General features: G+C 59.5%; 9 protein-coding genes. 6 read left to right on the top strand and 3 right to left on the bottom strand.

What is annotated here, in order from left to right; genetic code table 11:
* Window positions 1-56 precede the first annotated feature (56 nt).
* The gene (locus phaeop14_RS00385) at window positions 57-977 is read right to left on the bottom strand and encodes a CPBP family intramembrane glutamic endopeptidase (RefSeq protein WP_096788414.1); all 921 of its coding nucleotides are present in this window, start codon (window positions 975-977) and stop codon (window positions 57-59) included.
* A complete protein-coding gene (locus tag phaeop14_RS00380; protein ID WP_244905789.1) occupies window positions 967-4,095 on the bottom strand; it encodes an ABC transporter transmembrane domain-containing protein in 3,129 nt (1,042 codons plus the stop codon). The genes phaeop14_RS00385 and phaeop14_RS00380 overlap by 11 nt, the downstream gene beginning before the upstream one ends.
* 383 nt (window positions 4,096-4,478) lie before the next feature.
* On the opposite strand from phaeop14_RS00380, the gene phaeop14_RS00375 reads away from it, so the two are divergent.
* From phaeop14_RS00375 to phaeop14_RS00365, 3 genes are all read left to right on the top strand, one after another.
* Window positions 4,479-5,087, top strand: coding sequence for a hypothetical protein (locus tag phaeop14_RS00375; RefSeq protein ID WP_244905788.1), 609 nt, complete (start codon window positions 4,479-4,481; stop codon window positions 5,085-5,087).
* Window positions 5,088-5,269: 182 nt separating this feature from the next.
* Window positions 5,270-6,031: a DUF6478 family protein gene (locus phaeop14_RS00370; protein ID WP_040178101.1), complete on the top strand. Its 762-nt coding sequence runs from the start codon at window positions 5,270-5,272 to the stop codon at window positions 6,029-6,031.
* Between the two features lie 21 nt (window positions 6,032-6,052).
* Window positions 6,053-6,430, top strand: coding sequence for a hypothetical protein (locus phaeop14_RS00365; RefSeq protein WP_040171658.1), 378 nt, complete (start codon window positions 6,053-6,055; stop codon window positions 6,428-6,430).
* 61 nt (window positions 6,431-6,491) lie between these two features.
* Here the strand turns inward: phaeop14_RS00365 and phaeop14_RS00360 are convergent, their stop codons facing one another.
* Window positions 6,492-7,424, bottom strand: a complete 933-nt coding sequence (locus phaeop14_RS00360) for an ABC transporter ATP-binding protein (protein ID WP_040178103.1) — start codon at window positions 7,422-7,424, stop codon at window positions 6,492-6,494.
* Between the two features lie 71 nt (window positions 7,425-7,495).
* On the opposite strand from phaeop14_RS00360, the gene phaeop14_RS00355 reads away from it, so the two are divergent.
* The 3 genes from phaeop14_RS00355 (at window position 7,496) to polA (ending at window position 12,981) form a co-directional block, all read left to right on the top strand.
* Complete coding sequence (locus phaeop14_RS00355) at window positions 7,496-7,678, top strand: zinc-finger domain-containing protein (protein WP_040171662.1); 183 nt, start codon at window positions 7,496-7,498, stop codon at window positions 7,676-7,678.
* Window positions 7,679-7,885: 207 nt separating this feature from the next.
* The gene (locus tag phaeop14_RS00350) at window positions 7,886-9,940 is read left to right on the top strand and encodes a putative bifunctional diguanylate cyclase/phosphodiesterase (RefSeq protein WP_096788412.1); all 2,055 of its coding nucleotides are present in this window, start codon (window positions 7,886-7,888) and stop codon (window positions 9,938-9,940) included.
* 227 nt (window positions 9,941-10,167) lie between these two features.
* Window positions 10,168-12,981, top strand: coding sequence for a DNA polymerase I (gene polA / locus phaeop14_RS00345; protein WP_096788411.1), 2,814 nt, complete (start codon window positions 10,168-10,170; stop codon window positions 12,979-12,981).
* Window positions 12,982-13,170 lie beyond the last annotated feature (189 nt).

The following is a 13,170-nucleotide window of genomic DNA, read 5'->3' as shown; positions in this document are numbered from 1 at the left end:
TGCCTTTGTAGGGGCGGTTTGGACCTTCAAATAAGGCCCCGCGCGTCTAAATGCAATCAGCGCCGGATGGCAAGCCGCGCAACCAGCCAGCAAAGCCCCACAACCGCGAAGTCGAGCCACAGCATCTGCCGCAATATGACAGGGTCAGACAGCTCAAACGGCACCAGAAAAAGGGCCAGACCAGACAGGCTGGTTGGAGAGCCAAACAGCAGGATCGCAATGATGTTATTGACAAAATGGACGGCCATTGCTGGCCCCAGCGTGCCCGCACGTGCGGTCAGATCGGCCATCAGCAGACCAAATCCGCCAGCCCAAAGCGCAATGAGAGGCGCATTCGCTCCTGCGTCCTCCGGCACATAGTGACCCACCGCAAAAATCGCAGATGGCACCAAAAGCCAGATCAGCGGGTGCAGACCCCGCGCAGCAAGTGTCTGCTGAAGGTAGCCGCGAAACAGGATCTCCTCCGCACTGATCTGTATAAAGATCGCAATCAACGCCAACGGCAGCAGGCGCAGCCACTGATGCAGCGCAAGATTCGGTGTCAGATCTGACATCACGCCAGCGTCAAGACCACCCGGCAGGATCAGCCAGAGCAGCGCCAGCGCTGCCATCAGAATGGCGAGGCGCAGACTGGTGCGACCAAACTGTTGCAGAGCCAGCGGCATGGGGCCGATCACACTGCGCAAACTGCGCCGATGCAACAGCCGCAGTGTACAGGCGACAGCGATGGTCACACAGAGAAAGCTACTCAGAAGCACCAGCATCGCGACCGGCGATCCACCGGCTGGCAAATCGCGGACCCACGTGCCCGGAAACGCTGCGATCAGCGTCTGTACCGCGACAGCGGTCAGCGCATAACTCAGCACGCCAATGAGAAGCAGACCCAGCAACAGGCGCCAGAATTGCGGCGCAGACCGCGCCGGATCGACCACCAGGTCATGGGCGGCATAGGCGGGTGTCGCGGGCTTAGTGGACATTGCCGGGCCGCTCCTCCGCGACGATCGCGGCAGCTGCCACCGCTGGTGTGTCACCGCCGGTGACATTCTGATCCGCGGCCCGTGCCACGCCTGCCACCTGCACCAGATGCCGCGAGACAGTCTCCAGCAGTTGCACGGCAACACCGGCATCAGCCTCGATCACAGCGCGATATTCTTCGGCACCAATCCTGAGAAAACGGCAATCCTCCACCGCGATCAGATCAAGTTGCCGTGTGTCGCGCAGGATCACGGCCAGATCCCCGATCAACCGCCCCGGTTCAATCTGCGAAATCGGTGTGCTCTCCGCAGTGCGGTCCGGCCAGAACAAGTCCGCCTTGCCGGACAGGCAGAGGAACACCGCGTCGCCGGCGTCTCCATATTGGAAGACGTAGTCGCCCTTGGCCACATCATGCCAGCGCGCCGAGAAGGCCAGCAGACGCTGGTTACGTGCATCCAGTTTCGCAAACAGCTCTGTGCTCTGGATCAGTTCCAGCCGTTTGCCCAGATCGTTCCGTGCAGCACTCTCCGCTGGGTCTGACAGGGTGCCCTCCACCCCGTCGATCCGGCCATTCTGGATTTTCACAAAAATATCATAGCGTTCCGGATGGTTGAACTGGTCCTCCAGAAACAACATCGTGGCATTTGGCATCAGCTTGGAGAGCCGCTCGCGGGATTTCAGCCTGCTGGCGCTGTCATGGCTGGCCAAGGCGCGGTCCAGAATCAGGATATCAGGCCGCTTGATCGCCGCCCGGGTAAAAGCCGCGCGCTCCTGAAACACAGGTTCCAACGCAGTTCCGCCCAGACCGGCCGGCAAATCATAGAGGATCAGCGCCAGACGCTTGCGCAGACCGTGTTCTTCCAACACTTCAGCGACCAGATCCTCGACCTGCTTGGCCTTGGCCCCCGCGCTGAGCGACAGCCGCCCGTAGAGCACGTTTTCCAACACGGTCAGCCGTGGCAAATAGGCGTCGGGCGTAATGGAGACGAAGAGATCGCCCAATTGTGCCTGCAGAGCCGGTGCCACATCACGTCGCATATCCAGGATGCGCTGCTTGAACCGCTCCGGAAACGCCGTGCCGATCTGCTCCTCCGAGATCAGAAACGGCACCGAGGCCAGCAGCACCCGCTCATCCTCGCGCAGCCCGGTCACCCCAAGCGTCGCCTGGCGGTCGGCAACCTCGGCGATGCGTTGATACAACCCCTCGTCCAGCCCCAGCCGTTTGAACAACGGGTGATTTGTGTCCTCCCGACCAAAGGTCTGCCGCAGGGTGTCCATCACCCCAAGCCCGAAGGTGATCACGTCTTGCTGCAGGCCATGATCCCGCAACGCGCTGATAATCGGCCCATCCTCCGCAATCAGCTCCTCCGGCGCGAGCGGGCGGGTGGGTGCCGCAAAAAGGATATTACCGCCGAGCGGAACCGCTGGATTGAACACCTCCGGCTCAAACCGATGCACCACATCGGCAAGACCCGCCCGCGCCAACCGCTCCGCGACAAGAGGGCGCAAGGCAATGATCTGCTGCACAAGGCCAAGATGCGGACCAATCTGAAACCGGGTGTGGAGGGTGCGGCGGAACAGCTGCTCGTCGATGCCCATCGCCTCGACCAGCTGAAACCACCAGTCACGCAGCTCGCTTTCGGATCCAAGCCCTGCCAGCGCCGGGTTGATCCAGTCGGCAGCCAGCGGATCCGGGCTGTTTCCGGCGCGGCAAGCTTCGGTCATCACACGGCTTTTGCCACGGGATTCGCTGCCTGCAGGCATATGCGGATGATCGCGCAGTGGCATCAGCACATTGTCGCCAAGTGAGCCATTGAACAGGTAGGGCCGCGAATAGGCATAGCCGACGCGCGCCGCGATCACCCCCTGATGTAGCTGATCCAGCCGATGCCCTGCAATCGTCACCGACCCGCGAAATGGCACAACCTCCCGCGTCAGCAGTGCTGCAAAGGCCGCGCGCTCGGCCTCGCTGCTGCTCTGGATCGCGACACGCCCACCGGCAGGGATGGTCAGCGACAGGTCCTCCAGCACCATATTTCCGTCGGCATCTTTCACCGACACATTGCGCAGTTCAATGGTGCCGCGCAGATGCGGGATATCCGTCGGCGTGCCCTCGATCAGCTCCTCCGGGATCATGCCCTTGGGCGCGAAACGGTCGGTCATGATCGACCAGCGCAGGCTCATATCCTGCACCTGATTGTAGTAGGTCAGCAGCTCCCGCCACGGGGCTGACAAATCCTTGTAAGCGGCTAAGGCGGCCACCAATGCGCCCACCGTGATGTCACCGCGGATCGCCAGCACACCGCCGGCGGAATAAAACACAAACGGCGTCAGGTGACCGATCATGTTGTTGAGAAACTTCATGAAGTATTTTTTGGTATAGATACGTCGGCGAATATCGAACAGCCGGCCCAGACGTGCCGATATCTGCGCCAGCCGATACCGGCGACCACCATTGATCCGCAGATCCCCGATCCCAGCGGCGGTTTCGCCAATCTCAGCTGAAAAAGCCCGCACCTCCTGGATACGATCCTTGTTCAGCAAGTTGATCTGACGTTGCAGCATCGGGATCAGCCAGGCCTGCAACGGGATCAGCGCCACCGAGGCCAGTCCGAACCACACGCTTTGCATGAAGAGAAACGCGACAATCGTCAGCATCTGCCCGGCCTGAAATACAGGCTGCGCCACGGCGTCACCCATCAGACCGCCCATCGGTTCTGATTCCGAGGTGATCATGGAGACCAGCTCACCCTGGCTTGTGGTCCTGAAATACGGCGCTGGAAAGCGCATCATCCGGTTGATCAGCGTGTACCGCAGGCGCCGCAGCAGACGTTCGGCGACAATGCCCTTCATGGTATTAAGACGCATCTTCAGCAGGCCACTGATCAGAACCGCCGCTAAAAACCCGACACAAAGCAAGAGCAGATAGTCGACCTGCCCGATCTGCTGCCCCAGAACCTCAACCTGATCCATCGGCGCACCGATAGCGTCGTTGATAATCCGCTTGGGCAATTCCAACGCCGCATAGAGGAAGGGGAACGTGACCATGGTCAACGCCAACAGACCTATCTGCTGGCGCCGCGAATAGGTCCAGATGAATGAAAACAGGGTGGATTGCATCCCCTGCTCCTTTTGCGTGTCGGAAGATCTTAGCGAGAAATCGCCTGCTGGCTGTGCAGCGGTCAGACCGTAATCATTGCCCCCTGACATTACAAGGCAACACCCGGTCGACTTTTGCGTGAGATGCTTGCTCCGACACGCCCCTCAGACTATGCCAAGGGTGAGCAGGACAACGACAGGCAGAGACCACTGTGACCATCGTAAGCAACGGAAAAAGCATACCTATTCAAGATGGAAAGCAGGCCGCGCAACAAGCGGAAAACGAGTGCACCTCTATCCCGACGGGCAAATCTAACTGTGGCTTTTCTACCGCCGTTGCACAGTGGTTTTGCGGTAGCGCACAGCGGATGTCATCAGCGATCAGGCGACGCCGGCTGGCACGAATGGCGCTGATGGTGGTCGCCCCTCTTGCGCTGGCGGGATGCACTGCTGGAACCGGCGCATCACTGGTCGCGGATACAGCTGATCCTCAACCCGGCGATATCACCCGTATGAGCTTTGCCAGCGACACCATTCACCTGGTTCCGCCAACCGGATTTTGCATCGATCCCCGCATGACCGGCCACCGGGCCGAAGGGGGCTTTGCCATCGTGGTCCCCTGCTCCAGCCTGCGCCCTGGCCCGTCAGGCCGCAACCGCGCCTTGATTACGGTCGCTGTTGGCCCCGCCGGGCCCGCGGATGGAGCCCTGACCAGCGCGGATCTGTTGAGAAATGCGCCCGGCGCGCGACTGCTGACAGAGCGGAACGACATGATGCTGCCATTGGTCAAACTGAACATGCCGGATCACCGCGCCCGAGGCGCCAGCCCGGTCCATTGGCGCGGTGCCTTCGTGCTGAACGATCAACTGGTGGCGGTTGCGCTTTATGCCCCCGGCGGCAGCCGCAACCTCGGTGGGCCCGGCGCCCGACTGCTGAATGAGTTGACCGCAAAAACGCTTGAAGCCTCCGTAACCGCAGATCTGCCCCCCAGCCCCGATGTCCCCGCGCAATAGTGACCAGTATACGGGCTGGAAACAGGTCGGCGCCCCCGCCAATACCATCGCCCGGCAAGATTACCGGCCCGGAGGTTTGTCAGCGCCCATCGCTTTGGCTAGGGTCAGAAAAAACAATGCGCATGTCGCCACGTGTCGCATCGCGCCAAAAATGACAGGGCGCAGGACAGGATATTGAGCCTATGGGCAGGACGATTGAAAAGCTGCTATTCAAACGCGTGCTGAAGCGATGGCGACGCCTTGCGCAACAGGCCCCCCAAGCCTCACTCAGCCGGTTGAGGGAGCAGCGCAATCGTGCCAGAACACTGCGCCTGCATCTGGATCGACTGATTCATGTTGCCGAAAGTCGGCTGGCGCTGCCGCAAATCGGATCCAATGCCTTTCCGCGCGCCCATGGCACCGACTGGGGATGGCGCCCGGAACTCTGGCGCGGCCCGCTGTCTGCTCCCGGTGCCTCCGCGGTCCCCAGCAAAACCCGGCTCGGCGATGAGGTGCAGCTTTTTCACGACTGTGCCGTCTCGGAACTCACCCTGCGCCAGCTGCGCAACAACCGTGAGGAAGACCTCGCCCCCTATGGCGTCCGCCTCGATGTGTTCCGCTTTGACGGCTCATTCCTGTCGCTGGTCATTGAGCTGCCGCAAGAGGTGACCCACGGGCTAAGCCGCGATCATCTGTTACGGGTGGATTGCACGGTGGAAACCGAAAACCCAATTGAAATTTTTGCCCGACTCAACATCAAGCATGGTCCGAACACCGAACAAATGGTTCGTGAAATGCCTATGGGCGACAAGCGAACCCATGTCGAATATGACCTCGCCTATGCCGACCTGAACGAAAAACGCGTCGAGCGGCTGTGGCTGGAGCTGATCTTTGAAGCTCCGGAAATGAACCAGGTGACCCTGCGCGATCTCACCCTATCCCGCAGCCGGCGCGCCAGTCTCTAATCCACCTTCGAAAGGCCCGATATGAGCCAGCTGACATTGACCAAAATTCGTTTTCGCGACGGCCTCTGGGAGGGACGGATCGCAGGCTCAGGAGCTGCAGGCGCCATGCCTGCGATTGAGGTGCGGCACCTGGACCGTCTGGTGCCAAATGTCACCCTTGAGGAAAGTGAAACCGCCAACGAATGGTCCCTCACCATTCCAATTCCAACCGAAGCGATTGCCGATGGTGTCCAGAGTTTTGTGATTTATGATCTGACGAGCGATGCAAAGCTCGGCGATTTCACCCTCATCTGCGGCGAGTTGACCGGTGATGATCTGCGGGTTGAGGTGGAACTGCTGCGCGCCGAGCTCGACATGCTGAAACGTGCCTTCCGCCGTCACTGCGTCGAAACACAATGACGGCTCGCACGAGAAGAATTAGGCTCTAACAAGGGCAGAATGCTGACGCGCCACCACGCCATCAGCTCCGCGATTTTGTCAGCGCCAGGAACACATCTTCCAGATCGGCCTCTTCGGTTTTTACGTCCCGGATCGAAATCCCGGCCTCACGTACCGCCGACAAAACCTCTTCTGCGCTCGTCTGATTGCCGTGGTAGCGCAGGATCACCGCACCATCGCTGCGCAGCTCCGATGCGATCCCATCGCCCACTGGCAGTGTCGTCACCGGATGCGCCGGGTGGACCACCATCGCCTTTGCATCCAGCCGTCCCAGCAGATTTGCCGTGGTGTCGCGCGCCACCAGCTCACCCTGATTGATGATCGCGATTTCATCACACATTTCCTCGGCCTCTTCGAGATAATGTGTGGTCAAAATGATGGTCATACCTTGCGCGTTCAGCTTGCGGATATTCTCCCAAAGCATTTGGCGCAATTCGATATCCACACCTGCCGTTGGCTCATCCAGCACCAGGATATTGGGGTGATGAACCAGCGCCTTGCCCAGCAGCAACCGCCGCTGCATTCCACCCGACAGGGTCCGGGCATAAGCATGCGCTTTGTCCTCCAACCCGACCATGCGCAGAATATCATCACTGCGGCGTTCGGATTTCGGCACCCCGTATAAGCCCGCCTGCACCTCCAGCGCTCCACGCGGGCTGAAGAACGGATCTAGGTTCAACTCCTGCGGCATCACCCCGATGGAGGCACGGGACTGGCGCGGGTTTTCGTCCTGATCGAAGCCCCAGATCGTCACCTTCCCTGCGGTTTTCAAAACCAGCCCGGCCAAGATGTTGATCATGGTGGATTTGCCGGCGCCATTGGGGCCGAGAAGACCAAAGACCGATCCGCGCGGAATGCTCAGATCCACGCCTTTCAGCGCCTGTTTGGCAGGTTGCCCCCTGCGGCCCTTGTAGGTTTTCTGCAAACCTTCGATACGGATTGCGTCCTCAGTCATTGCGGCCCTTGCCCCCGGTTTTCCCTTGGCTCATAAAAGCCACTAACTGATAACCAAGAGGACCGCCAGAGATGACCATCGAAGCGCCGGAAACCAAGATCGTGGACAGCTACCGCGTCGCCTGCGACGGCAGCGAAGGTGCGCTGGGACATCCGCGGGTCTACCTGCAAATCCCCGAAGCCGAAGGCTTCGTGGAATGCCCCTATTGCGATTGCAAGTTTGTCCACAAGGACACGAGGAGCAAGCTGCCTTAACGAGTTGGCAGATATAACTTATCACAAACGCCGCCCTCCGAGGCGGCGTTTTTTTGTTTGTGCGAATACACTTCGCCCCCGCCAAAAAAGAATCCGATTGTAACGAATTTGAGGAAACAAACCGACAAGGATCAGGACGTGGTAGCTGTTTCTTTACGATGATGATGCACTGGATGAAGAGTGTATCTACTACTACCGGAGATCGAGATGTACAGCGTCGTTCAATGCATTACGCAGGAACACAGCCTGGGCCTTGTGGCCGTGGCTGCGCTTGTCTGCGTCATCGGTTCCTGGCTATCGGTTCTGATGACCCAGCGTCTTGGTCGGACGGCTGCCACGGGCAGGCTCGTCCAACTAGGCCTCACCAGCCTGATTAGCGGTGGCACTGTCTGGACGACCCATTTCATCGCCATGCTCGCCTTTGATCCCGGCTACGCGCATGGGTATGATCCTCTGCTGACCGGTGTGTCGCTTGCGGCTGCGGTTGTGGGCATGCTCATGACGAACGGCGTCTATGCATTTGCACATTCGACTAACTACCGGATTGCGGCCAGCGGCGCGATGTTTGGTCTCAGCGTTTCAACTATGCACTACCTCGGCATGAGTGGTTATCTGCTACCCGGAGAAATCGTTTGGCAAACCACGCCATTGATTTCATCAATCCTGATTGCCGCTGCGCTGGGTGTGGCAACCTATGAATATCTGACACGCTTTGCGACTGGTCGACGATGGATTGTGGCCGTTGTTCTGATGACGCTGACGATTTGCACGATGCATTTTACCGGCATGTCGGCCATCACCGTGCAACTCAGCCCGCTGTATTCTGTCCCCCCAGAAGTGATTTCTGATGCCACTCTTGGACTGTTCGTACTGGGTACCATGGCGATCATTCTGATGATTGGGTTTGCTGCGCTCAGCATTGAAACCAATATGGAGAGTGAGGCACGCAACCAGCTGCAACATGCCGCAATGCATGACCCTTTGACGGGCCTGCCTAACCGGATGGCCCTGACCCGCAAGATTGCAAGCCTGACTGAACTCCTGGACCGCGATGAAACGGAACGCGTTGCGGTGCTGACACTGGATCTCAATCTCTTCAAAGAAATTAACGACCTTTATGGCCATGCCGCCGGGGACACCGTTCTGACCACCGTTGCGAACCGGCTCAACTCCGTGCTGGAAAAAGATGAATTTGTCGCCCGCATTGGGGGGGATGAGTTCGTTGCTCTGAAACAGGGATTCCGCCGGGTCGATCAAGTCTTGGCATTTGCTGAGCGCCTGCATGCTCTGATCGTAGAGCCGGTGGATTTTGATAATACATCCGCCATCATCGGTGTTGCGATCGGCGTCGCTACAAGCCTCGAAGACGGCCGGTCCATCCGTGATCTGCTGCACAAATCGGACGTGGCGATGTATCGCGCCAAAGCCGACGCCGATAGGCATATCTGCCTGTTCAATGCGCAGATGGAAAAGCACAACCGCGAGCGTCTGGAGCTGGTCAACGACCTTCGACAGGCCTGTGTCAGGGGCGATCAATTTGAGTTGGTGTATCAGCTCCAGAACGACCTCAGCTCCCTGGCGCCTGTCGGTTTCGAGGTCCTGCTCCGCTGGAACCACCCCAGCAAAGGCCGGGTATCACCTGATACCTTCATCCCCATTGCTGAAGAAACAGGCCTGATCCGTGAGGTCGGTCTCTGGGTTCTGCGCACCGCCTGTCATGAGGCAAAATGCTGGCCGGGGCATTTCAATATCGCTGTCAACGTGGCACCGCAGCAGTTGATACAGCCGTCCTTTGTCGAACATGTGTCAGACATTCTGCTCGAAACCGGACTGCCTGCCGAGCGGCTCGAACTGGAAATCACCGAGGCCAGCATCATCGATGATCAGGTCCATACGCTGAAGGTCATGCAGCAGCTCAAGACCATGGGGCTGCGCATTGCGATGGATGATTTTGGCACGGGTTATTCCTCGCTGGCGATGCTCCAGACGTTCCCCTTTGACAAAATCAAGATCGATCAGAGTTTCGTTCAGAACGTGCATATAGACGCGCAGCGGGCAGCAATCGTTCGCTCAACCCTGCTGCTCGGCGCGGCATTGAACATCCCCGTTCTGGCCGAGGGTGTCGAAGTCGAAGATGAACTGCAGTTTTTGCGGGTGGAAAAATGCGCCTCGGTTCAGGGGTTCTATTTCGGCAAGCCGATGACGCGCGACGAAGTGCGCGAAGTTGTGAAGGCAAATCAGCCCGGTAAAAAAACCGCCTAAGCCACAGTCCCGGGGTCGCGCCCCAAAATCCTCGTTTCGGCACAAATTGGCCTGCTGGACTTGGTCATGGGTTACACCGCTGCGGATCGAGCAGCAGGGGTGAGATCTCTAACAGCCCAAATCAGGCGGCTTCTTCTATGCGGCCTGCAAAGGGCGCGAAACGGCAATTGCTCTCACTCGCGCGATCACCGATAACGGGGACAACGCGAAACACCGGAGCATCAGCCATGACAACAACTCCCTTTGGCACCGGCTGCCACCTGCATCTGATCGACGGATCGGCCTTCATCTTTCGCGCCTATCACGCGTTGCCGCCTCTCACCCGCAAATCCGACGGGCTGCCCATCGGCGCTGTGGCGGGATTCTGCAACATGTTGCACCGCTATGTTGAGGGCAACACCGGCCCAGATGCCCCAACCCATGTTGCGGTTATTTTCGACAAGGGATCGCACACCTTCCGCAATGATCTTTATGATCAATACAAGGCCAACCGCGAAGCCATGCCCGAAGATCTGCGCCCGCAGATTCCCCTGACCCGCACCGCCACCGAGGCGTTCAATATCGCCTGCAAGGAACAGGAAGGATTCGAGGCCGACGATATTATCGCCACGCTTGCCTGCCAGGCCCGCGATGCAGGCGGCCGGGTGACGATTATCTCCTCTGACAAGGATCTGATGCAGCTGGTCGGCGGTGGGGTCGAAATGCTGGACGCGATGAAGAACAAACGCATCGACAGCGATGGTGTCTTCGAGAAATTTGGTGTCGGACCGGACCGTGTGGTGGATGTCCAGGCGCTTGCTGGCGATTCGGTCGACAACGTACCCGGCGCGCCGGGGATCGGGATTAAGACAGCCGCGCTGCTGATCAACGAATACGGTTCGCTAGAAAATCTGCTAGACCGCGCCGAAGAGATCAAACAACCCAAGCGTCGCCAGACCCTGATCGAGAACCGCGCGCAGATCGAACTGTCGAAGCAGCTCGTCCAGCTGGACAACAATATGGAGCTGGGTTTCACGCTGGATGATCTGGGCGTGCGCGACCCCAATGCAGACCAGCTGCTCAGCTTTCTTGCTGAGATGGAATTTCGCACTCTGTCCAAGCGTGTCGCCGATCAATTGGGTAAAGAGGCGCCAGCCATCGTCGACGCCCCCGCGCAAAGCGCTGACGCAGCCGAGGCGCCGACCGTGGCGGATATCCCCTTCGACAGCGGCAGTTATGAATGCGTCCGTGACGCCGAGGCGCTGAAAAAATGGGTGACCCAGATCCGCGAACGTGGCTGGGTGGCGGTGGACACGGAAACCACTGGTTTTGACGAGATGGTGGTGGATCTTGTGGGCATCTCGCTCTGCGTGGAACCGGGCCGCGCCTGTTACATTCCGCTCACCCATAAATCCGGCGGCAGTGATGATCTCTTCGGTTCGGACGATCTGGCGGACGGGCAGATGCCGCTGCAGGACGCACTTGATCTGCTGAAGCCCGTGCTTGAGGACGACAGTATCCTCAAGATTGGCCAGAATATGAAATATGACGCCAAGATTTTTGCCCGCCGGGGCATCGATGTGGCGCCAATCGATGACACGATGCTGATGTCCTATGCGATGCACGCAGGCCAGCACGGGCACGGCATGGACACGCTGTCGGAACGCTATCTGAACCACACGCCGATCCCGATCAAACCGCTGCTGGGCACCGGCAAATCCGCAATCACCTTTGACCGCGTGCCGATCGACGATGCCGTCGCCTATGCCGCTGAGGACGCCGATATCACCCTGCGTTTGTGGCAGCTGTTCAAACCACAGTTGCATCAGGCGGGCGTCACCACGGTCTACGAGACGCTGGAACGCCCGCTGGTGCCCGTGCTGGCCCGGATGGAGCGCGAGGGTATCAAGGTAGATCGCGATACGCTGTCGCGCATGTCCAACGCTTTTGCCCAGAAAATGGCTGGGCTGGAGGCCGAAATACATGAGCTGGCCGGCCAAAGCTTCAACGTCGGGTCCCCCAAACAGCTGGGCGAGATTCTGTTTGATAAGCTTGGCATGGAAGGGGGCAAGAAGGGCAAGACAGGGGCCTATGCCACCGGGGCGGATATTCTTGAGGATCTCGCCACCGAACACGCCCTGCCGGGTCTGGTCTTGGACTGGCGCCAGCTGAGCAAGCTGAAATCGACCTATACCGATGCGCTTCAGGATCATATCAACGCCGAAACTGGGCGCGTTCACACCTCCTATGTGCAGACCGGGGCCAACACCGGGCGTCTGGCCTCGACCGATCCCAACCTGCAGAATATCCCCATCCGCTCCGAGGAAGGGCGCCGCATCCGCGAGGCCTTTGTTCCGGAGGAGGGCAATGTGCTGCTGGCGCTGGACTACAGCCAGATTGAATTGCGTATCCTGGCCCATGTCGCCGGGATTGACACCCTCAAACAGGCCTTTGCCGAGGGGCAGGACATCCATGCGCTGACCGCATCAGAGATGTTCAACGTCCCGCTGGAGGAGATGACACCGGACATCCGCCGACAGGCCAAGGCGATCAACTTTGGCGTTATTTATGGCATCTCCGGCTTTGGTCTGGCGCGCAACCTGCGCATTCCACGGGCCGAGGCGCAGGGCTTCATCGACCGCTATTTCGAGCGGTTCCCCGGCATTCGCCGCTATATGGATGAGACGGTTGCCTTCGCCAAGGAGCACGGCCATGTGCAAACCCTGTTCGGGCGCAAGATCCACACGCCGGAGATCTCCGCCAAGGGACCGCGCGCCGGCTTTGCCAAACGCGCCGCAATCAATGCGCCAATCCAGGGCACCGCAGCCGATGTGATCCGCCGCGCGATGATCCGGATGCCTGCCGCCATCGCTCACTTGCCTGCACGGATGCTGCTGCAGGTGCACGACGAACTGCTGTTCGAGGTGCCAGAAGCCGCCGTGGAAGACACCATCGAAACCGCCCGTCGCGTGATGGAAACCGCGGCAGACCCGGCGGTTCATCTGGACGTGAAACTGGTGGTGGATGCCGGCAGGGGACAGAACTGGGCAGAGGCCCACTAGGCGGCCAGCCCCCTCGCACCGACATGGCTGGCTTCCGCTCTGTTTGATCGGGGCGGCAGCAGCGTGATCCAGGCCTGACCGGGCAAGGTCAGCCATCGGCCGGGGCCACAACGCGCCATGCCCCGGCATGGCGCTTGGCCCAACGGGAAGACCGGCATCTTTGATGCTGAGATGACAGGCGGGAGGAGC

It is taken from the genome of Phaeobacter piscinae (assembly GCF_002407245.1).
GTDB lineage: Bacteria > Pseudomonadota > Alphaproteobacteria > Rhodobacterales > Rhodobacteraceae > Phaeobacter > Phaeobacter piscinae.
The sequence above is the reverse complement of the archived record's forward strand: the minus strand, read 5'-3'. Positions and strand labels throughout refer to the sequence as shown.